Origin of the sequence: Ruegeria atlantica (assembly GCF_001458195.1) — a bacterium.
Classification (GTDB): domain Bacteria; phylum Pseudomonadota; class Alphaproteobacteria; order Rhodobacterales; family Rhodobacteraceae; genus Ruegeria; species Ruegeria atlantica.
Genome location: NZ_CYPU01000039.1, coordinates 765,337 through 786,308, shown reverse-complemented (window position 1 = coordinate 786,308; position 20,972 = coordinate 765,337). Strand labels below are relative to the sequence as shown.

At 56.7% G+C, this 20,972-nt stretch carries 20 protein-coding genes and 3 tRNA genes; 13 read left to right on the top strand and 10 right to left on the bottom strand.

What is annotated here, in order from left to right:
* The first annotated feature begins 34 nt into the window (after positions 1 to 34).
* The gene (locus tag RUA4292_RS13785) at positions 35 to 730 is read left to right on the top strand and encodes a lipid-binding SYLF domain-containing protein (RefSeq protein ID WP_145974953.1); all 696 of its coding nucleotides are present in this window, start codon (positions 35 to 37) and stop codon (positions 728 to 730) included.
* Here RUA4292_RS13785 and RUA4292_RS13780 read toward each other — a convergent pair whose 3' ends face one another.
* Complete coding sequence (locus tag RUA4292_RS13780) at positions 731 to 1,684, bottom strand: radical SAM protein (protein ID WP_058278056.1); 954 nt, start codon at positions 1,682 to 1,684, stop codon at positions 731 to 733.
* Between the two features lie 161 nt (positions 1,685 to 1,845).
* Between RUA4292_RS13780 and zwf the strand changes: the two genes are divergently transcribed.
* The 4 genes from zwf (at position 1,846) to RUA4292_RS13760 (ending at position 7,393) form a co-directional block, all read left to right on the top strand.
* Complete coding sequence (gene zwf, locus RUA4292_RS13775) at positions 1,846 to 3,300, top strand: glucose-6-phosphate dehydrogenase (RefSeq protein ID WP_058278055.1); 1,455 nt, start codon at positions 1,846 to 1,848, stop codon at positions 3,298 to 3,300.
* Positions 3,297 to 3,968: a 6-phosphogluconolactonase gene (gene pgl, locus RUA4292_RS13770; RefSeq protein WP_058278054.1), complete on the top strand. Its 672-nt coding sequence runs from the start codon at positions 3,297 to 3,299 to the stop codon at positions 3,966 to 3,968. The genes zwf and pgl overlap by 4 nt, the downstream gene beginning before the upstream one ends.
* A 5-nt stretch (positions 3,969 to 3,973) precedes the next feature.
* Complete coding sequence (gene pgi, locus RUA4292_RS13765) at positions 3,974 to 5,584, top strand: glucose-6-phosphate isomerase (protein WP_058278053.1); 1,611 nt, start codon at positions 3,974 to 3,976, stop codon at positions 5,582 to 5,584.
* Between the two features lie 189 nt (positions 5,585 to 5,773).
* Positions 5,774 to 7,393 (top strand): long-chain-fatty-acid--CoA ligase, encoded by a 1,620-nt coding sequence (locus tag RUA4292_RS13760; protein ID WP_058278211.1) that lies wholly within the window; start codon positions 5,774 to 5,776, stop codon positions 7,391 to 7,393.
* Positions 7,394 to 7,413: 20 nt separating this feature from the next.
* Here the strand turns inward: RUA4292_RS13760 and RUA4292_RS13755 are convergent.
* From RUA4292_RS13755 to RUA4292_RS13745, 3 genes are all read right to left on the bottom strand, one after another.
* Positions 7,414 to 7,488, bottom strand: a tRNA-Asn gene (locus RUA4292_RS13755).
* 131 nt (positions 7,489 to 7,619) lie between these two features.
* Positions 7,620 to 7,694 (bottom strand) — tRNA-Asn (locus RUA4292_RS13750).
* Positions 7,695 to 7,771: 77 nt separating this feature from the next.
* Positions 7,772 to 8,686: an MBL fold metallo-hydrolase gene (locus RUA4292_RS13745; protein ID WP_058278052.1), complete on the bottom strand. Its 915-nt coding sequence runs from the start codon at positions 8,684 to 8,686 to the stop codon at positions 7,772 to 7,774.
* A 44-nt stretch (positions 8,687 to 8,730) separates the two neighbouring features.
* Here RUA4292_RS13745 and RUA4292_RS13740 point away from each other — a divergent pair, with 44 nt between their 5' ends.
* The 3 genes from RUA4292_RS13740 to RUA4292_RS24790 all read left to right on the top strand — a co-directional run bounded on the left by RUA4292_RS13740 (position 8,731) and on the right by RUA4292_RS24790 (position 10,851).
* Complete coding sequence (locus tag RUA4292_RS13740; protein ID WP_058278051.1) at positions 8,731 to 10,050, top strand: ATP-binding protein; 1,320 nt, start codon at positions 8,731 to 8,733, stop codon at positions 10,048 to 10,050.
* A 113-nt stretch (positions 10,051 to 10,163) separates the two neighbouring features.
* Positions 10,164 to 10,424 carry a hypothetical protein gene (locus RUA4292_RS13735; protein WP_058278050.1) on the top strand — a complete coding sequence of 87 codons (261 nt, stop codon included), beginning with the start codon at positions 10,164 to 10,166 and terminating at the stop codon, positions 10,422 to 10,424.
* Between the two features lie 256 nt (positions 10,425 to 10,680).
* The gene (locus RUA4292_RS24790; RefSeq protein WP_158507028.1) at positions 10,681 to 10,851 is read left to right on the top strand and encodes a hypothetical protein; all 171 of its coding nucleotides are present in this window, start codon (positions 10,681 to 10,683) and stop codon (positions 10,849 to 10,851) included.
* Positions 10,852 to 11,333: 482 nt separating this feature from the next.
* Here the strand turns inward: RUA4292_RS24790 and RUA4292_RS13730 are convergent.
* A tRNA-Ile gene (locus tag RUA4292_RS13730) sits at positions 11,334 to 11,410 on the bottom strand.
* A gap of 107 nt (positions 11,411 to 11,517) precedes the next feature.
* Between RUA4292_RS13730 and purM the strand changes: the two genes are divergently transcribed.
* The 3 genes from purM (at position 11,518) to rnd (ending at position 14,431) form a co-directional block, all read left to right on the top strand.
* On the top strand, positions 11,518 to 12,564 hold the full coding sequence (purM, locus tag RUA4292_RS13725; protein WP_058278210.1) for a phosphoribosylformylglycinamidine cyclo-ligase: 1,047 nt from the start codon (positions 11,518 to 11,520) through the stop codon (positions 12,562 to 12,564).
* Entirely contained in the window at positions 12,561 to 13,157 is a 597-nt protein-coding gene (purN, locus tag RUA4292_RS13720; RefSeq protein ID WP_058278049.1) for a phosphoribosylglycinamide formyltransferase, read from the top strand. Before purM ends, purN begins: the two co-directional genes overlap by 4 nt.
* 116 nt (positions 13,158 to 13,273) lie before the next feature.
* Entirely contained in the window at positions 13,274 to 14,431 is a 1,158-nt protein-coding gene (gene rnd / locus RUA4292_RS13715) for a ribonuclease D (protein WP_058278048.1), read from the top strand.
* 6 nt (positions 14,432 to 14,437) lie between these two features.
* Here rnd and RUA4292_RS13710 read toward each other — a convergent pair whose 3' ends face one another.
* Complete coding sequence (locus tag RUA4292_RS13710; protein ID WP_058278047.1) at positions 14,438 to 14,962, bottom strand: hypothetical protein; 525 nt, start codon at positions 14,960 to 14,962, stop codon at positions 14,438 to 14,440.
* 139 nt (positions 14,963 to 15,101) lie between these two features.
* Here RUA4292_RS13710 and RUA4292_RS13705 point away from each other — a divergent pair, with 139 nt between their 5' ends.
* Positions 15,102 to 15,512: a SufE family protein gene (locus RUA4292_RS13705; protein WP_058278209.1), complete on the top strand. Its 411-nt coding sequence runs from the start codon at positions 15,102 to 15,104 to the stop codon at positions 15,510 to 15,512.
* A 3-nt stretch (positions 15,513 to 15,515) separates the two neighbouring features.
* Here RUA4292_RS13705 and RUA4292_RS13700 read toward each other — a convergent pair whose 3' ends face one another.
* The 3 genes from RUA4292_RS13700 to RUA4292_RS13690 all read right to left on the bottom strand — a co-directional run bounded on the left by RUA4292_RS13700 (position 15,516) and on the right by RUA4292_RS13690 (position 18,145).
* Complete coding sequence (locus RUA4292_RS13700; RefSeq protein ID WP_058278208.1) at positions 15,516 to 16,184, bottom strand: DUF1638 domain-containing protein; 669 nt, start codon at positions 16,182 to 16,184, stop codon at positions 15,516 to 15,518.
* 75 nt (positions 16,185 to 16,259) lie between these two features.
* Complete coding sequence (locus RUA4292_RS13695; protein WP_058278046.1) at positions 16,260 to 17,294, bottom strand: Hint domain-containing protein; 1,035 nt, start codon at positions 17,292 to 17,294, stop codon at positions 16,260 to 16,262.
* A gap of 152 nt (positions 17,295 to 17,446) precedes the next feature.
* Entirely contained in the window at positions 17,447 to 18,145 is a 699-nt protein-coding gene (locus RUA4292_RS13690; protein ID WP_058271755.1) for a cobalamin B12-binding domain-containing protein, read from the bottom strand.
* A 300-nt stretch (positions 18,146 to 18,445) separates the two neighbouring features.
* Here RUA4292_RS13690 and RUA4292_RS13680 point away from each other — a divergent pair, with 300 nt between their 5' ends.
* Positions 18,446 to 19,510: a PA0069 family radical SAM protein gene (locus tag RUA4292_RS13680; RefSeq protein ID WP_058278044.1), complete on the top strand. Its 1,065-nt coding sequence runs from the start codon at positions 18,446 to 18,448 to the stop codon at positions 19,508 to 19,510.
* A gap of 55 nt (positions 19,511 to 19,565) precedes the next feature.
* Here RUA4292_RS13680 and gltA read toward each other — a convergent pair whose 3' ends face one another.
* Positions 19,566 to 20,861 carry a citrate synthase gene (gene gltA, locus RUA4292_RS13675; RefSeq protein ID WP_058278043.1) on the bottom strand — a complete coding sequence of 432 codons (1,296 nt, stop codon included), beginning with the start codon at positions 20,859 to 20,861 and terminating at the stop codon, positions 19,566 to 19,568.
* Positions 20,862 to 20,972: the final 111 nt, after the last annotated feature.

The window sequence follows — 20,972 nt, the reverse complement described above, 5'->3', positions numbered from 1 at the left end:
CGGCGAAGTCATTGGCCACAAGCGGAAACACGGAATGCCCAGAGTTTTATTGATTGCAGTTGCCATCTGCCTAGCCGGGCCTGTGTCGGCCGAAGGTGTCCTTGATAAAATCAAGAAGGGCGCTGAAAATACGGCTAATGCTGTCGAACGCGGGGCAGAAACCGTCGGGCAGACACTCGAAAAAGGGGCGAACGCGGTTGACGAAACCATCACGTCCACCTCTGATTTGCTGTCCAACGAGGCGACGCCCGAAGAGACCCGCGCCAAGCTGGATGTCATGGCCGTCGATGTGTTGGCGCAGTTGCTTGGCGATAACCCCGAAGCACAAGCGCTATATGATGTCAGTGCGGGATATGCTGCGTTCGATTCCCGCAAAGTGACAGTTTTCCCGGTGTCCGCAGGGTACGGGCGCGGTGTTGCCGTGAACAAAGAGACTGGTCAGCACACCTATATGAATATGGGAACCGGCGGCGTGGGCGCGGCGATCGGTATCGGCGGGTTCGAGACCAAATTCGTGATCCTGTTTGAAACCCAAGCAGATTTGGACAGTTTTATCACGCAAGGTTACGACGCGACTGCGGAATCCGGCGCAATGTATGGAGATGAGCGCACCGATGAGACGCTCAGGTTCATAGACGGGCGGTCGTTCTTTGTGCTCAGCAAAAAAGGCTGGCGCGTTTCGGCTGGGGCGTCAGGCACAAAATACTGGAAGTCGCCCGAGCTGAACTGATCAGCCCGAGCAGCTGGCGCCGCCCAGAACGCAGAACTTTGCGCAATGTGGGTGGTTGAGGTGCACGTCGGCCTCGGCCTCTGCCAGTGTGTTGCCCATTTCAAACTCAGGCTCGTACGGCAGTAGGGTACAGGCCAGAACGGCAGGCCGTTCTGCGCCTTTGCGTTTGACCACCATGCGGGCATTCGAACACATTACAGCCTCGGGTGCTTTATCCAGAATGCCCCAGCAAGCGGTTGTGATTTCGGGGACTTCGACGGTTTCGTCCATCTCGGGGAACAAAACGGTCTGGCCAGGATTCTGTGCGTCGATGTCAAAACGGTGCTGCTTGAAGAACGCCTCATACCCGGCGCGACTGTCGGCGTCGCTGTCACCCCAGACCGTGCGACCTGCGATAGCGATATTGAACCCGTTGTCGCGCAACCACTCCATTCCGGTGATCGTCTTGTCAAAGCTGCCTTTGCCGCGTTCCTCGTCATGCAGTTCGGGGCGATAGTGGTCCACGGAAACTCGAAGTGTCAGCTTGTTTCCATAGTTGCGCTTCAGATCCAGCAACCCCTCACGCATCTTGCGGCGCATCATCGGCAGCATTGCATTTGTCAGGATCAAAACTTCATAGCCGCGTTCCAACGCGACACGAGTCATGTCGATCATTCCGGGGTTCATAAAGGGCTCGCCCCCAGTGAACCCAATCTCACGCACCGGCCAGTCGCGTTCTTCGATCTGGTCCAAGTAGTCGCGCACCTCTTCGGTGGTGATATAGACCAGCGCGTCGTTGGTTGGACTACTGGCTATGTAGCAGTTGACGCATTCGATATTGCAAAGGGTTCCGGTATTGAACCACAACGTCTCGGGGTTTTTCAGCGCTACGGAAGCGCGGGTTTGCCCATCTGCTGTCACCAATTTGTTCTGAAACTTGCCGATATTGGCGGTCTGAGGTGCGTTGTCTTTCATTCCGGTATCCGGTTCTTTGAAGTTACTTCTGATGTAGCTGCTCGACTCGGATTAGTTAAGTCAGGCAAGTGCGACCTGACAGAGTTTTGATGATGGGGGATTTACGCTGACCGATTGCGCTAACATTGGACATGCCCGGCGGGGCAAGATAAGGAAAAACCATGGTTTCTCGCGTCATACCTGTTGATCCATTCGATCTCGTCATTTTTGGCGGGACCGGTGATTTGGCGCAACGTAAGATTCTACCGGCCCTGTTTCGGCGCTTTTGCTCGGGGCAGTGGGCCGAAGGTGTGCAAATCATAGGCGCGGCGCGCGCTGTCCATGACCGCACGGGGTTTCAGACAATGGTCGCCGAATCGCTGCGAACCCACGCGGCTGCGCAATGCCAGGACGAGGGCGCATTGCGCGCGTTTCTGGACCGCGTCGATTACGTGACCCTCGACGGGTGTTCGAATGAGGGCTGGGATCAGCTTTCTGACAAGCTGAACCAAGATCGGGTGCGTGCGTTCTATTTTTCGGTTGGTCCGCGCCTATTCGGGCCCTTGGCCGAAAGGATCAAAGCGCATGATCTTGCAACGCCAAGCACGCGGATTGTCGTTGAAAAACCCTTTGGCCACGATTTGGAAAGCGCACGGGCGTTAAACGCGACCTTGGCTGAGTATTTTCGGGAAAGCCAGATCTACCGGATCGACCACTATCTGGGTAAGGAAACCGTCCAGAACCTGATGGCTGTTCGGTTTGGCAATATGCTTTTCGAACCGCTGTGGAACAGCCAGTACGTCGATCACATCCAGATCACGGTGGCCGAATCCGTAGGTATCGACGGGCGGGAAGAGTACTATGAGCGCGCAGGTGCCATGCGCGACATGATGCAGAATCACTTGATGCAGCTTTTGTGCCTGATCGCGATGGAGCCTCCTGCAAAGTTTGATCCGGATGCCGTGCGGGATGAAAAGCTCAAGGTTATTCGCGCGTTGGATCAGGTCCAGCCACACCATATCGTGCGCGGGCAGTTCGATGGAGGCGGCAGCGGGAACGGATACCGCGAAACCGTAGGCAATCCGCGCTCGACCACCGAAAGCTATGTGGCGCTGCGGGCGCATATCAGCAATTGGCGATGGGCGGGTACGCCGTTCTATCTGCGCACGGGCAAGCGTCTGGTGGCGCGGTCTTCGGTGATCAATGTGATGTTCAAAGACGCGCCGCATTCGATCTTCGGCGAAGAGGCCGGACGCCACGCGAATGTCCTGTCGATCCGCCTGCAGCCGAACGAAGGCATAACGCTGAAGGTGACGATCAAGGAACCGGGTCCGGGCGGTATGCGTCTGGTCGATGTGCCCTTAGACATGAGTTTCGCCGAGGCGCTGGGGTCGGGAAATCAAGACCCCCCGGATGCATATGAACGGCTGGTGATGGACGTGATCCGGGGCAACCAGACCCTGTTCATGCGCGGGGATGAGGTCGAGGCCGCATGGGCTTGGACCGACCCGATCATCGCCGGCTGGCACGCGCGCGGTGACGTTCCAAAACCGTATGAAAGCGGCAGCACTGGCCCGGGCGACGCCGAGCTGCTGATGAAACGAGATGGTCGCCGCTGGCAAGGAATAAACCCATGAAGATTCAGGAATATGCTGATCGCGACATGCTGGCAATTGATGTCGCAAACGCCTTGGCCGCGGAGTTGGAGGCTGCCTTGCTGCATCACGACACGGCCTCAATGGCCGTGCCGGGCGGTACGACCCCTGGGCCGGTGTTCGATGGTCTTTGCGCGGCCGATTTGGCATGGGATCGGGTGCGGGTACTGCCTACCGACGAACGTTGCGTTCCGGGAGACAGTGACCGTTCGAACGAACGGCTGATCCGGCAGCGCCTGCTGACGAACCGAGCCTCGGTTGCGCAGTATGTGCCGCTGTATCTTGAGGGTAAGGAACCCGACGATGTCCTGCCGGAAATCGAATCCTTGATTACACCAGTCTTGCCCCTGTCTGTTCTGGTTCTTGGAATGGGTGAAGATATGCACACTGCTTCTCTGTTTCCCGGGATGGCGGGGCTTGAGGGCGCGCTGGACAGCCATGCGCCCATCCTTGCGGTTGCCCGTCCCGAAACCCAGCCCGAGGCACGGATTACGCTGACCGGCCCGGTGCTGGACGGCGCGCTATCCAAACACCTGATTATCTATGGCGCCGCCAAACGTGACGCGTTGGAAAAGGCCATGTCGCTACCACCAGAAGAGGCCCCGATCGCCGCCACGCTGACCGGCATGACGGTTCATTGGGCGGAGTAACGCATATGCAATTGAACCCGCTCAAAACCCTTGCATCCGACGGTCAGGACGAAGCCATCCTGGGCCTGTTTGAAACCGATTCGAACCGCGCGCAGAGTTTTTCTGCATCGACCGGCGACCTGTTGTTTGATTACTCTAAAACTCAGATCACAGATGAGGTCCGAAAAGCCTTAATCGCGTTGTGTGATGAGGCGGGTCTGGCCTCGCGCCGCGCCGCGATGTTTGACGGGGAAAAGATCAACGAAACCGAAGGTCGCGCGGTTTTGCACACTGCGCTGCGCAATCTGGAAGGTGGTCCTGTCGAAGTTGATGGGTTGGACGTCATGCCCGACGTTCTGGACACGTTGCAACGGATGCGCGTCTTTGCAGAAGAGGTGCGTGGCGGCGCGGTCACCGGGGCAGGGGGCGCCTTTACCGATGTGGTCAATATCGGGATCGGTGGTTCGGATTTGGGCCCAGTGATGGCGACGCATGCGCTGTCCCCGTATCATGATGGACCAAGACTGCACTATGTCTCGAATGTGGACGGCGCACATATCGCCGATACGCTGCGACAGCTGGATCCAACGCGGACACTGGTGATTGTTGCCTCCAAAACCTTCACGACCATCGAGACGATGACCAATGCCCGAACCGCACGGGCTTGGATGGAAGACGGCGGCGGCGATCCGGGCAAGCAGTTTGCCGCCGTGTCCAGTGCGTTGGACAAAACCCAAGCCTTTGGCATCCCCCAAGAGCGCGTATTCGGTTTTGCTGATTGGGTTGGCGGGCGCTATTCGGTCTGGGGCCCAGTGGGCCTGCCGGTAATGATCGCCGTAGGGTCGAATGCTTTTGACGCATTCTTGCGCGGGGGGCAGGCGATGGATGTACATTTCCGCGCCGCCGACTGGGTCGAAAATATGCCCGTTATGCTGGCTTTGGTCGGCATTTGGCATCGTCAAGTTCTGGGCCACGCCAGCCGGGCCGTGCTGCCTTATGATCAGCGCCTGCTGCGATTGCCAGCGTATTTTCAACAGCTCGAGATGGAATCGAACGGCAAATCTGTTGCCATGGACGGCAACACTCTGACCATTCCCTCGGGCCCCGTCGTTTGGGGTGAGCCGGGCACCAATGGGCAGCATGCATTCTATCAGTTGATCCACCAAGGCACCGACGTGATCCCCTGTGAGTTCATGGTTGCGGCCGAAGGGCACGAACCGGAATTGACCCACCATCACCGTTTGTTGCTGGCCAATTGCCTTGCGCAGTCCGAGGCGCTTATGCGCGGACGGTCGCTGGGTGAAGCACGGCAACGGATGGCGGAGAAGGGGCTGGAAGGGGACGAGCTGGAACGGCAAGCCCGTCACCGTGTTTTTCCGGGCAACCGTCCTTCCACAACGTTGATGTATCCAATGCTCACACCGTTTGTTCTGGGCCAGATCATCGCGCTTTACGAACATCGTGTGGTTGTCGAGGGCGTCCTATTGGGCATCAACTCATTTGACCAGTGGGGCGTTGAGCTGGGCAAGGAACTTGCGACATCTCTCGGCCCGATCGTCGACGGAGAAGAAAGCGCATCCGGCAAAGACGGCTCGACCGCTGCCTTGGTTGCCTATGCAATGCGCCACCGCGATTAGTAACGCGGTTTTTTTGCAGTCTGCCGTGAAGGCAGGCTGCATTCTTTTATTGTCAGACAATTAAATGATTGGCAGGGTCTGTTCTTAGGGAACGCCCTGAACACTTTGCTTTGCGCACGCTGGCGAGTGGCATCAGGCAAGCAGACAGCACTGCCCAATAGAGGCGACGCTGATAATGGGAGGATGTCCATGCTGGGACAGATGATGACGCAGCCTTTGCTGATTTCGTCGCTGATTGATCACGCCGAACGCTATCATGGCCAGACCGAGATCTACTCGGTCGAAACCGATGGATCGGTCACCGAAACCACATGGGAGCAAGTGGCGCAAAACGCGCGAAAACTGGGATCAGCGCTGACCAAGCTGGGGTTGGAGCCGCAGGATCGAATTGGCACGTTGGCCTGGAACAACCGGCGACATCTGGAGATCTACTATGCCACCTCCGGCGCGGGTTTTGTGTGCCACACGGTGAACCCCCGGCTTTTCCCGGAACAGCTGACTTACATTATCAACCACGCCAAAGACCGGGTTCTGTTCTTTGATGCGACATTCATCCCTCTGGTCGCGGCCCTGTACGAACACCTGACCGAAGTGCGCCATTTCGTTTTGATGGGCCCACGGAATGAAGACGCCGTTGCCCAAATCCCTGGCGTCGCGTTCTATGATGACCTGATCGAAACTGGCGATGGCGATTTTCAGTGGCCAAGTTTCGATGAAAACACAGCGTCCAGCCTGTGTTACACCTCGGGCACGACGGGCAATCCCAAAGGCGTTCTGTATTCCCATCGTTCCACAGTTCTGCACAGTTTCGGATCGAACACGAGAGATGTCATAGGCTTTTCTGCTATGGATGTCGTGATGCCGGTGGTTCCGATGTTCCACGTCAACGCCTGGGGGTCGCCCTATGCCTGCGCCATGTCGGGTTCACGCATGGTGCTGCCCGGGCCGGGTCTACATGGCGAAGCCCTGGTGAATCTTGTCGATACATATGGCGTGACGCTGGCAATGGGGGTTCCGACGATCTGGCAAGGCTTGCTGGCACATGCCGAAAAGTCAGGGAGCAAGCTGGCCAGCTTGAACCGCACCGTGATTGGCGGCGCGGCGTGCCCGCCCTCGATGATCGAATCCTTCCGCGAGACCTATGGTGTCGATACGGTTCACGCCTGGGGCATGAGCGAGATGAGTCCGCTGGGAAGCACGAACAACCCACTGGCCAAACATCTGGACCTTCCGCCTGAAGAACAACACAAGCTGCGCGAAAGCCAGGGTCGTCCACCCTATGGGGTCGAGTTGAAAATTGTAGATGATGACGGCAATGATCTGCCGCATGACGGCGTTACGCAGGGCGATCTGCTGGTGCGCGGTCATTGGGTGTTGGACAGCTATTTCCAAATGCAGGATGAAGACCTGCTGCAGGACGGATGGTTCGCGACCGGAGACGTCGCAACGCTGGACCCCGACGGATACATGACTATCCGCGACCGGTCCAAGGACATCATCAAATCCGGGGGCGAGTGGATCAGCTCGGTCGAGTTGGAAAACATCGCCGTAGCCCACCCGCAACTTGCTACTGCAGCCGTTGTTGGTGTGCCGCATCCCAAATGGGACGAACGCCCCTTGTTGGTGGCCGTCAAAGCCGAAGGCGCGGACCCGACCGAAGAGGAGTTGCTAGCTTTCTTCGACGGTAAAATCGCCAAATGGCAGGTGCCCGATAAGGTTGTCTTTGTGGATGCATTGCCACTGAACGCGACCGGCAAGGTCTTAAAGCGCAACTTGCGCGCAGACTTCGAGGGTGCCTTGATGGGCTAAGCGCCTGATATTGTTGGAAATGGCTCCGGCGGTAGGGATCGAACCTACGACCAATTGATTAACAGTCAACTGCTCTACCGCTGAGCTACGCCGGAACGGTTCGCGCCGTATAGCAACCTGTTTCTACGGCGTCCAGTGGGGGGCAGAATTTTTTTTCGCTAAAATGACATCAATCCAAACAGTGCCAAATTTGGCGTCGTATGAGGGTCTTGATATCAGGGGATTTTGGCTCCGGCGGTAGGGATCGAACCTACGACCAATTGATTAACAGTCAACTGCTCTACCGCTGAGCTACGCCGGAACTGAGGGGCGTATAACAACCCGTTTTTTGCCCGTCCAGAGGGGAACTGCATCAAACGGAAAAAAAGTTCTGCCTGTTCATGCTGACCTTGAAAACATGGCATCGACTGAAAGTGCGTCGGAGGTGTAAACTTGAGATTTTCCATAAAGATCAACTAGATGTGCGAACACGTTGCGTTCAGCTGCGGGCAAAAGCGCGGCTGGCGTGTCGGTATAGACGCGCTCGGCAAGTTGTCGGGCGTTTCCGGGCTGCTCCTCCAGTGCCGCCAGTATCTGCGCCTCGCGGGACAGCCGGTGAGCGATCAGCCAATCCAACCGTTCAGAAGGGTTGGTGATCTCCGCTCCGTGACCCGCGTGAAACACGGCCCAATCCCGCGCACGCAACCTGTGGCAAGCCTGCATAAAGTCCGTCAGGTCCCCATTCGGTGGAGAAACCAGTGAGCTGGCCCATCCCATGACATGATCGGCAGTAAAGCAAACATCACCCCAGCCCAACGCGATATGATTGCCCAGGTGACCGGGCGTATGGATGACCTCAAGTTGCCAATCGCCGCCCTCGATCACCTCGCCATCCGCCACTTCGACATCCGGGCGAAACGCAGTGTCTATCCCTTCGCCGCCGCCGGCCAGACCCTGCCGCGCCAGTTGTGCCATCACTGTGCTGCGTCCGGCCTGCGGTCCGCCAAAGGCCAGAATCGGCGCGCCGGTGCGTGCTGCCAATGGTGCCGCAAGCGGCGAGTGGTCCAGATGGCTGTGCGTGACGATAATATGGCTGATCCGTTGCTCCGGCTGCACCGCATCCAGAATCCCTTCAAGATGAGCATCGCTCAAAGGACCGGGATCAATGACCGCCAAATCACGTTCTCCCAAAAGGTAAGTGTTTGTACCGCGATAGGTCATCGGGGACGGATTCGGGGCCAGTATCCGCCGCAACCCGGGTTGTAAGTCCACCGCCAGACCGGGGGGCGGGTTGAAATCGTCAGGCGCCTGCATTCTGAGCTCTTTCTCTTGGCGGATCAGCCCGTTAGGTTTAGCGCATGTTCAGTCGATGGCTCAAACAATATATGCCGCGCAGCCTGTATGCCCGGGCCGCACTAATTCTGGTTCTTCCAGTTGTCGTACTGCTGTTGGTGGTGGGGATTGCTTTTTTGCAAAAGCATCTCGAAGACGTCACCGCGCAGATGACCGAAACCGCCACGCGCGAAGTGACCTTGGTCCTTGAAACCATGCAAAAGGCCGATACCCAGCAGCAGGCGCTGGCAGCGATACGCCCGGATTTGTCGGTGCTTGATATGAAAGCACGTTTTGTTGACGGCGACGAAAACCCGATGACGGACAGGCGTCGGTGGTACGATTTCATCGCACCACAGGTCGAATACCATTTGCGAGCGGGGCTGCCCGATCTGGTCGCCGTGGCTTTGCCTTCGGGTGATGAAGCTCGGTTGTATCTTGAAACCGATCTGGGGCTGCTTCAGCTGACGATAGATCGCCGCCGCCTGTCGCCCACGGCGCCGCATCAGTTGATTGTGACCATGATGTTCTTTGCCGTTGTGATGACGACGATCTCATTCCTCTATATGCGCAATCAGCTGCGGCCTATTACCCGCCTTTCTGACGCTGCGCAGGCCTTTGGTCGGGGCAGGGTAGTGCCATATACGCCGGGGGGCGCAATAGAAGTGCGCGCTGCTGGCAGTGCGTTTCTGGAAATGAGGGCTAGAATCGAGCGACAGATGGAACAGCGTACCATGATGCTGTCGGGTGTAAGCCACGACCTAAGAACACCGCTGACGCGTCTGAAACTGGGACTTTCAATGTTGCCCAAGGATGAGGCGGCACCGCTTAAACAGGACGTGGACGAAATGCAATTGCTGCTGGATGCGTTCCTTGATTTCTCGCGTGGTGTCGCCGAGGGGCCAGCCGAGGCAATCGAACCCGCAGTGTTGTTGCGTCAGATCGTCGAAGACGCGCGACGGGCAGGTCATCAGGCCGAATTGGTCTCAGTCGAAGGTGACGGCACGGCGATGCTGCGCCCCATGGCCATTCGCCGCGCGGTCGAAAATTTGATTGGCAATGCAGTGCGATACGGCAACCGGGCCGAGGTCAGCCTGTCCCTGACGCCCAAAACCACGCGGATCCGGGTCGAAGATGACGGACCAGGCATTCCGGTAGAGCAGCGCACTGAGGCTGTAAAACCGTTCTCGCGTCTTGATCCCGCACGCAACCAGAATCAGGGCAGTGGCGTTGGTCTTGGGTTGGCGATTGTTGCGGATATTGCTCGCGCACATGGCGGTGTTCTGCGGCTTGGTAAAAGTGAAAGGCTGGGCGGTCTTTGCGCAGATATCATTGTTGGGCGATGATTTTGGTAGGACCGGAATTCATGATTTATGTCGCAGCCACAAGCGGCGCGCATAATTTTTCTTTGGTCTAAAGCATCGATCACCCCGTACAACCTTTAGAATGGGAGGAAGTCATGACCAATAGTTTCGACGTGAAATCAACGTGGGTATCGGTAATGGATGAAACAAAAAACCCACTAAAAAAATACTCTCTATCCACAGCACACATGCTGATGCAGATGTTGGCATGGATGTGGAGCGCAATCTTCTCGCTGATGGTTGGTAGCTATTTTGTTTTCGGAGTAACCGCATTGGGCCATTTACTGCTGATCGGCGGGTTGTTTGTCACCTTGGCAGTTTTCCAAAAGGCTGAAGCGACAGATCCTGAAGAGTAAAGTTACCGCCTCATATTAGACCGAACGGCTTTACTCGGGGTTTCTTAGGTCCAATTCTTGACCCGCTCCGTTCCGCCTTCACTACCCCAACTGCCTCCCGCGTTGTTAGTAACGGTTTCCCTCCGAACAACGCGGTTTTTTTGGAGCGGGAACGAGTGGCTAGCCTGGTGTCCAATGGGGTGTAGCTCCCCCATTAGACTTGAGGCGTATTTCTATCGTAACGTTACAGAACGTCTTTTGCGGCATAGGTTTAGGTATGGACAACACTGTATTGTATTTCTTGGTTGGTATATTTGTCGTCGGGCTCGTGACGCTTGGATATTACTCAAAAAGCAGTGGCGCATTGATCTCGATTGTCATCGTAGTTGGCGTATTGGGCGCGATGGTCGGATATTTTGGTGGATACTTCGGTGAACCTCCAAAGTAGGTAGGGACTTCAATTGGAGGTTTGCCGGTGCGCTTTGTCTTTGAAAGCTCTTTACAATCAAAAAACGGCACAAAAAAACCAGCTTCGCGGTCCGAGTGAGCGGAGGGGTCGCGAAGCCGGTCAATTTCCTCCTACTGGGTGTTGGTCGGAGGCTGGGATGCACATGTATGGGACGTGCAAGATCATGAAAACATGAATTTACAAGTTTTACTAAATGGAAATGGGATAGCCAAAAACCCAGTCGAATAGGTGATGTATCCAAAAGTGTAAAATGCGGATGTGTCAATTCTCTTGAATATACCAAGTGGCACTTCCGCTTTAGCGGGGATTCCGTACTCTAGGGGCATGAATAAGGTTAAGAGTTACTGGGCAATCCTGCAGATTTAGAAGAATGCATCTTATGTTTGGGCAGGACAGTAGAAACACCATGCATCGCTGGTCTGGCAAGCATCTGAAACTGATAACAATGAAAAAGTAGACGGTGGTAGGCCCGGCAGGACTTGAACCCGCAACCAAAGCGTTATGAGCGCTCTGCTCTAACCAATTGAGCTACAGGCCCGCCTGAGCGCTTTGAGTACCATGGTGAACAGCCGCGTCAAGCCTGACCGTTGCAACAAGTCGCACAATCGAATAACCCGCGCGGGAACCATTCATAAGGGGCTGGCCATGACCACGGGCAAGAACGGAATCACCTATGCCGATGCAGGCGTTGATATTGATGCGGGGAATGCCCTAGTCGACCGGATCAAGCCGGCCGCAAAACGCACCAACCGCTCGGGTGTGATGAGCGGGCTGGGCGGCTTTGGCGCACTGTTCGACCTGAAAGCCGCCGGGTACCAGGACCCGATTCTGGTTGGGGCCACCGATGGGGTGGGTACTAAGCTGCGCATTGCCATTGATACCGGTGTTGTCGACGGCGTGGGCATCGACCTTGTGGCCATGTGCGTCAACGATCTGATCTGTCAGGGTGCTGAGCCGCTGTTTTTCCTGGATTATTTTGCAACCGGCAAGCTGGATACCGACACGGCCGCGCGGATCATCGAAGGCATTGCTGAAGGCTGTGTCCAATCCGGATGCGCTTTGATCGGCGGTGAAACTGCGGAAATGCCCGGCATGTACCCGGATGGTGATTTCGATCTGGCCGGGTTCTCGGTCGGCGCGATGGAGCGTGGTGTGCATCTGCCGGCCGGCGTTCAAGACGGCGACGTGCTTTTGGGGCTGGCGTCGAACGGTGTGCATTCCAACGGCTACTCGCTGGTTCGGAAACTTGTCGAAATTTCGGGCCTGGACTGGGATGCAGCATCCCCGTTCAGCGACGGTTCTCTGGGTGAGGCGCTGCTGACCCCAACGCGTCTGTATGTGAAACCTGCGTTGCAGGCGATCCGGGCAGGGGGCGTTCATGCATTGGCTCATATCACTGGCGGTGGCCTGACCGAAAACCTGCCGCGCGTGTTGCCCGAGGGGCTGGGCGCCGAGATTGACCTGAATGCATGGGACTTGCCGCCTGTATTCCGCTGGATGGCGGATACCGGTGGAATCGTCGAGGCCGAGTTGTTGAAGACCTTCAATTGCGGCATTGGCATGATCGTCGCGTGTGACGCGGATCGCGCGGATGATCAGGCGATGTTGCTGGCCGACGCGGGCGAAACGGTTGCGCGGATCGGCACTGTGACCGGGACAGCGGGCATGGCCTATTCGGGCACCCTGTTGTGAGCCACAAGCGCGTCGCAATTCTGATCTCTGGTGGGGGGTCGAACATGGTGTCGCTGGTCGACAGCATGACCGGCGATCACCCTGCGCGGCCTTGTCTTGTTCTGTCCAATGATGCGAACGCGGGTGGGCTGACAAAGGCGGCAGAGCGTGGCATTCCAACCGCGTCGGTGGATCACAGACCGTTTAAGGGTGACCGCGCCGCGTTTGAGGCCGAGTTGCTGAAACCGCTGGAAGAGGCGCAACCCGATATCGTTTGCCTTGCAGGGTTCATGCGCGTTCTGACCGGTGATTTCGTTTCGCGCTTTCAGGGGCGGATGCTGAATATCCACCCTTCGCTTCTGCCGAAATACAAGGGTCTCAATACCCACGCGCGCGCTATTGAAGCCGGGGATGCCGAACATGGATGTTCGGTCCACGAAGTCACCGCAGCTTTGGATGACGGACCGATCCTTGGGCAGGCGCGGGTGAATATTGAACCGCGTGATACGCCCGAGGGATTGGCCGCCCGGGTGCTGGTGTGGGAACACAAACTCTACCCTACAGTGTTGCGCCGTTACGCCAGTGGGGATCGGACTCCGGTGTTGCTGCCCTGAACGTCTCAGGATGATTTACACCCGCGTCAAATTCATCCTATGGTCCGCAATACGGCTGGGTACGGAATGAAACTGATAATCGGCCGCACAGAACAAGAGCAAGAACAGCACCGCGCATGAAAACCCTGACGACGACGCAAGAGCTGGCCGATTTCTGCAAGGCCGCGGCGGAATATGACTATGTCACCGTAGATACCGAGTTTCTGCGCGAACGGACTTATTATTCAAAACTCTGTTTGGTGCAGCTTGCGGTTCCATCTGATGATGAAGGCAGTGCCGTTCTGGTGGACCCATTGGCCGATGGCCTGTCTCTTGACCCGCTATATGAGCTGTTTCGCGATGAAAGCGTGGTCAAAGTGTTTCACGCCGCGCGTCAGGATCTTGAGATTTTCTGGGTCGAGGCGTTCGTGTTCCCGCAACCTCTGTTCGACACTCAGGTCGCCGCGATGGTCTGTGGCTTTGGCGAGCAGGTGGGATACGAGACCTTGGTGCGCAAAATCTGCAAGGAAGGCGTCGACAAAACCTCGCGCTTTACCGACTGGTCACGTCGGCCGCTGACAGATGCGCAAAAGACCTATGCCTTGGCAGATGTCACGCATTTGCGGCAGATCTACGAATATCTGGCGTCCCAGTTGAACAAGTCGCAGCGCAGCCATTGGGTATCCGAAGAGTTGCGCACCCTGACGCAGCCCGGAACCTACGATATCCGTCCCGAAGATGCATGGAGGCGGGTAAAAACCCGGACGAATTCGGCCAAGTTCCTGGCCGTCGTGCGCGAATTGGCGCAGTTTCGCGAAGCCTATGCGCAAGAGAACAACGTTCCGCGCAGCCGTGTGTTCAAGGATGACGCCCTGATCGAGCTTGCTTCAACCAAGCCGAAAACGCCATCGGATCTCGGCGGTTCGCGTTTGCTGCTGCGCGAGGCACGCAAAGGCGCGATTGCCGATGGTATTCTGGCGGCGGTAAAACGCGGGGTAAATTGCCCTGCCGATCAAATGCCGCGCGTCGATAACAGCCGTGACAAGCTAAAGATCAACCCGGCGCTTGCCGATCTGTTGCGCGTGTTGCTCAAGTCCAAAACCGAAAGCTCGGGCGTGGCGGCCAAGCTGATCGCAACAAGTTCCGAACTGGACCAATTGGCTGCGGGCGAGCGCAAGCTGCCGTCAATGTCAGGCTGGCGATTTGAGGTGTTTGGCGAGGATGCCCTGAAACTGTGTGACGGCAAGATCGCTTTGGCCGCCAAGGGGCAATCCGTACAAGTCGTGTCGCTTTAGCGACCGTTAACGCCGCCGGGATTCCAATGTATTCTGTTCGCCGCGAACGCGAACCAGACGGATGTTTCGCAGCTCGGCCCGGCCAACCGTAGTGGCATCATTGACCTCACGCGATCTTTCGGAGCCCAGATTGGTCGCGTAGCTTGGATAGCTGACTTCGAACGTGTATTCCAGAATGCCGTTCTTTTCGTTCTCTTCGCTTTCCACGCGTACAAGGCGCGCATTGTAAGCCCCCTGTCTTGAGGCCGTACCTTTGACATAGATGATTGCCCCAGTTGGTGTGGGGTCGATGCGTAGCTCATCTACCTTGGTTATGGCAAAGCCGATCACTTCCTTTTCAGGTCGCGAAAACAGGCCCGGGCCGTCACGCCCTTCGGGCACCAGAGCATCGGCTTCGTTTACGGATACTTCAGTAGGGGCAGGTGTACTGGACCCGAACCAATTGGTCGGGTTCACGCGCGACTCGCTCCAGCCGCTGCAGGCGGCCAGTGCCAGAGTGCCGACCAATAGAAGAGGTGTTGATTTTTTCATGGTCCCAAAGCCCAGAGAAGTATTTTCAGCAATGGGTTATCGTAAATTCCAAAGATTGAAAACCCACACCGGGGCTGGACAGGTGCTCAACAGAGGCATAGGTCACAAATGTGATCGCAACAAAAAGGACCGCTGCGAAATGGCAACGCCCGCCTTTGAGGAAATCGTCGAGGATTTTGAGTTTCTGGATGACTGGGAAGACCGGTATCGCCACGTCATCGATCAGGGCAAGGCGATGGAGCCGCTGGATGACGCGCTCAAAGTGCCGGCCACCAAGGTGCATGGCTGCGCCAGTCAGGTGTGGTTACATCCCGTAATCGACGGCGGTGTTTTCCGGTTCGACGGCGACAGCGACGCGCTGATCGTGCGCGGGCTGATTGCGGTGCTTCGGTCTTTGTATAATGGCTTGCCTGTTGGCGAAGTCCCAAAGGTCGACGCGGGCGGTGAGTTGGCGCGCCTTGGCCTGAATGATCACCTGTCCGCACAGCGGTCAAATGGTTTGCGGTCAATGATTGAGCGTATCCGCGAAGTCGCGCAAGAGAACGCCTGACGTTCAGGCCGTCGGCTTGCGGGTGGCCCACTCGGTCAGAGTTGTTTCAAGATCGCCATAGCCGGTGAAGCGTCGTTCAAACGTCAAGCCCATGCGTTCGGCGCATTCCTGTGCGCGGGCCGTCAGGTCCGGGTCGTCTGTTTGGGCTTGATAGACAAGCTTGGTATAGTTCCCGAAATACATGTCCCGCAGCTGGGGGTGGCGGTCCAGACCCAGCGGCTTCCACACAAAGGCGTCAAACTGACGGGCCAAAAAATCCGTTAGATAAAAGGCCGTCGTTTCATCATCGCCATGGTCTTCAAAGGCTTGATTTCCTTCGAAAAAGGAATAGCAGTGCGGGCCCTTGATCATCTCAATGCCCATCTCTTCGCAAGCCTTCTGCAACAACCCTCCGGTGCCACAGTCGGCATAGACGACGAAGATCTGATCAAAGTTACCGCGATGCTTGGCAACAGCTTCTTCGACAGCCTGCGTAATCCGTTCGGGGTGGACGTGCAGTATGGCGGGCAGGCAAGTCAGGGTCATATGATCCCAGCCGTTGCGCTTTTTCAGATGCAGGATTTCGCGCGCCAGCGCACCGCATGCCAATAGCAGTATGCCGCCTTGCCGAGTGTCTTCGGTATAGCCTTTTGTCGTCAGGCTTGCGTCATCCGGTGTGGTGTTCTGCTGCATCGTCAATTCCCTGAAGGATTGCAGCATCAAAGAATGAATGCCGGATCAAGGCAAGCCCGCTTCCGACATCCCGTGTCAGGCCACCGACGCACGCGTTTCAAAAGACTGAAGCGATGGGCGGGCAGGGGGACCATAGGCGGTGATCCCGTGACTGGCCAGTTCCGGAAACAGCGACAGGATCTCTTGCCGTGTTTCATGCTCAAAACTGTTCCACGCCTGGATTCCGGGGTGAAAGCTCTCGCTCAGGCACCCTTCGCCCCAGATCAGTTCGTGCTGATCGAACATTAGGTGATAATAGGTCACAAGACCGCCGGGCTTCATCACGATATCGCGGCCATTCACCAAATGCTTGGCAGGCACCAGCGCCTCAGCGTGGCCCGTATGCAGCTCGACCCGCCAGTCGCTGATCAGCATCCTGTGCTGTTGCGAGACCAAGAGATCGCGATCATTGCCAAACGCACCCGCCCTGATCAGCACAGGCGTGAACACGCCTGCGGCACGCGCGGTCTGAGAGCCAATCCAACGCAGTGTTTGCAACCCATGATCCAGCGTCGGAATTTTGTCACCCACGCGCAAATTCTCGACCTCGACCAAACCACGTTCCGTTTTGATCAGAGTGCCGGTTGCGAAACATCTGGCGATGTCCCAGGATTCACGGTCAGCATTCAAACCCGTAGTTGTGGCGGTGTTTATACTATTGAGCGTTAGTGACCTGATTCCCGCAAATTCCAATGCGGCCTGATCGCTGTTGGCTGAGAATTCTGGAACCAGAAAAGTGTTCCCGAGCGTGTCTTGCGCGATGACTGCCGTTATGTCTGCCGTTGTGCCGTCGACATACGTAATTGTCGCATTGTAGGCGACAGCTGCATCGAAAGTGGTCGCCGCGCCATCAATTGCAAAAAAATCCACGTCAGAGTTGGCGTTGTTTTCGTAGGTTCCACCAGGGTTTCCTACCGGTGTCCAAACGACAGCGTCGTCAAGTAATGGATCACCCGGACCACCAAAAGTTTGTCCAACCAAAGCGCCCGCGTTTTCAGCGGTGTTGTTACCCTCAGTCGGGTCGATGATTGCAAGATTACCAAGAAAAATAGCATTGAATGTCGTCGGCATTCCGTAACCCAAAAACTCTTTAACCAAACCCGCGTAACAAACTGGGCCTTAACTACAGGTTTAATTTGTCCAAATTTCCATGAGTAGCAAGCCTAAAAACCAAAAAAGCCGCCCTTTAAAGGGCGGCCTTGATCATTTCCCTGTGAGCAGGATCAGCCGGCAAGCTGGTTGTGCTTGCGCGAAACAAAGTCTTTGGCCGTTTCCACCGCCACAGCGGCGTCACGGCAATAGGCGTCTGCGCCGATGGCCTTGCCGAATTCCTCGTTCAGAGGGGCACCGCCAACCAGTACGATGTAATCTTCACGCCGTCCCTGTTCGATCAGCGTGTCGATGACCACTTTCATGTAGGGCATCGTTGTGGTCAGCAGGGCCGACATGCCCAGAATGTCTGGCTGTTCGGAATCCAGTGCTTCCAGATAGTTTTCGACCGGGTTGTTGATGCCAATATCCACGACCTCAAAACCGGCTCCTTCCATCATCATCGACACCAGATTTTTGCCGATATCATGGATGTCGCCTTTGACGGTGCCGATCACCATCTTGCCGACCCGCGGCGCGCCGGTTTCGGCCAGCAGCGGCTTGAGGATCGTCATCCCACCTTTCATCGCGTTGGCCGCCAGCAAAACCTCGGGCACGAACAGGATGCCGTCGCGGAAATCGTGGCCCACGATGGTCATGCCACCGACCAATGCTTTGGTCAGGATGTCATATGGTGTCCATCCGCGTTCAAGCAGGATGTTCACACCTTCTTCGATCTCTTCTTTCAGGCCGTCATAAAGATCGTCGAACATCTGCTCGACAAGTTCGTCGTCGTTGAGTTCGGACAGGACGATGTCTTCTTCATCGGACATGGGGCATTTCCCTGTGCTGGGCGGGCCATCGGCCCGTGGTGGCATTTTTTCCGTTTTGGCCATTTCGTCGCAGTTAGACTGTTACGATTGCGACCTTGGCAGTTCCGGGACCGACCTATACGTCAAATTGTTTGCGATCACGATGGAATTATCTGCAACAACATCCTGCAATCTGTTCACAACCGGGGAAAAACCGGGCGTCCAGGATCGGGGGCGAATAGGGCGGTTCGAGCAGTTTTCCTTGTCGCATAGCGATTCAGGGTCTATTGATTCCTGAGCGAGAACATAACAGGAACAAATATGCCTGCACTCAACATAAAGGCCCGCGGCGTGGCCAACAATGAATCAGGCAGATTCGAACGCTTTGCGACCGAGGCCTGTGACGATGGCTGGGAGATGGAAGAGGAGCTTCCCCAGCTCAGAACCGAGGTCCGGGAAGAGTTAGCGCGCAGTGTGGTCACCTACAACCGATCGCCCGATCTGCCGTTCGACCGCTCGATTAACCCGTATCGCGGGTGCGAGCATGGGTGCGTGTACTGTTTTGCCCGCCCGACACATGCCTATCTGGGATTGTCGCCGGGATTGGATTTTGAAACCCGGCTGATTGCACGGCCAAACGCGGCAGAGGTTCTGAGGAAAGAACTGTCCTCGGCCCGGTACAAAGTGGCGACCATTGCGATGGGAACAAACACCGACCCGTATCAGCCGATCGAAAAATACCACCAAATCACGCGGGCTTGCCTGCAGGTCTTGCAAGAGTTCCAGCACCCGGTCGCAATCGTGACCAAAGGTGCGATGATCGAGCGGGACTTGGATGTCCTTACCCCTATGGCGCAACTTGGATTGGTTCGGGTCGGCATTTCGTTGACAACTTTGGACCCAGGCTTGTCTCGACGGATGGAACCACGCGCGCCATCCCCTGTAAGACGGCTGGCGACGATCCGACGGTTGACCGATGCAGGTGTGCCGGTGCGCGTCATGACATCGCCTTTGATACCGGGTCTGACGGATCACGAAATGGAATCCATGCTGGAAGCCGGGCGAGACGCGGGCGCTGATTCCGCAACCTGGATCATGCTGCGCCTTCCGCGCGAAGTCTCTGAGCTGTGGCAATCCTGGCTGCATCAGCATGAGCCGGCGCGAGCTGAAAAGGTCATGTCCAAACTGCGCGAAATGCACGGCGGTCGTGACTACGACCCGCGTTGGGGGCACCGCATGCGGGGGGAGGGTGAGTATGCCGGGCTGGTGGCCAAGCGCTTCAAGCTCGCGGTCAAACGTTTGGGGTTGGCCACAAGAACGCCGCCGCTCCGATGCGATCTGTTTTCCAGGCCCGCGCAGGCAGGGGATCAACTGACATTATTCTAAAACAAAAAAACGCCCCGGACAGGGTTCCGGGGCGTTTCGAAATTGTAACCGGCTATCAGCGGTTTTCGATGTCCACATAATCGCGGGTCGTTTCGCCCAGATACAGCTGACGCGGACGACCGATTTTGTTCTGTGGATCTGCGATCATCTCTTTCCATTGGCTGACCCAGCCAACGGTGCGCGACAGCGCGAAGATCGGCGTGAACATTGAGGTGGGGAAACCCATCGCCTCGAGGATGATGCCCGAGTAGAAGTCCACGTTCGGGAACAGTTTTTTCTCGGCAAAATACGGATCTTCCAGCGCCTGCTTTTCCAGTGCTTTGGCAACCTGCAGCTTCGGATTGTTCTCGACGCCAAGCAGTTCCAGCACTTCGTCGGCTGATTGCTTCATCACAGTCGCGCGCGGATCGAAGTTCTTGTAGACGCGGTGGCCAAAGCCCATCAGGCGGAATGGGTCGTTCTTGTCCTTGGCGCGGTCGATGTATTCCGGAATACGATCGACGGAACCGATCTCTTCCAACATCTCCAAACAGGCCTGGTTTGCGCCACCATGGGCAGGGCCCCAAAGGCAGGCCACACCCGCCGCGATACACGCAAACGGGTTTGCGCCCGAGGATGACGCCAGACGCACGGTCGAGGTCGACGCATTCTGCTCGTGATCCGCGTGCAAAGTCAGGATCCGGTCCATCGCACGGCTGAGGATCGGGTTCACCTCATATTCTTCGGCGGGAACGGCAAAGCACATGCGTAGGAAGTTGGACGCGTAGTCCAAATCATTGCGCGGATAAACGAAAGGCTGGCCGATGTGATACTTATAGGCCCATGCGGCGATCGTCGGCATCTTGGCGATCAGACGGTGCGAAGCGACCTCGCGCTGATGCGGATCAGATACGTCGGTTGAGTCGTGATAGAACGCCGACATTGCGCCAACGACACCCACCATAATCGCCATCGGATGCGCATCCCGACGGAAGCCGCGATAGAAATACTGCATCTGTTCGTGCAGCATGGTGTGGCGCGTGATGGTGGTTTCGAACTGCTCTAGATCTTTGGCTTGCGGCAGCTCTCCGTACAGCAGCAGATAGCAAACTTCTAGGAAGTGCGATTTTCCGGCCAGCTGGTCGATCGGATAGCCACGGTGCAGCAGCTCGCCTTTTTCGCCGTCAATATAGGTAATGGTGCTGTCGCAGCTTGCGGTTGACGTAAAACCGGGGTCGTAGGTGAACACTCCGGCATCGCTGTACAGTTTACGGATGTCGATGACGTCAGGTCCAGCGGTCGGAGAATGAACCGGCAACTCGTACGTTTCACCATGGACTGTCAGAGTGGCTGTTATATTGCTGTCGGTCATAGTGTCCCTTCCTCATTCTTACGCATGTCGAATCGCTGTCCGACCTTGCGGGCAACGGCTGCGCGCGGGCGCGCAGTCCGGGTGTTAGCGGAGCAGCGTTACCCAAATATG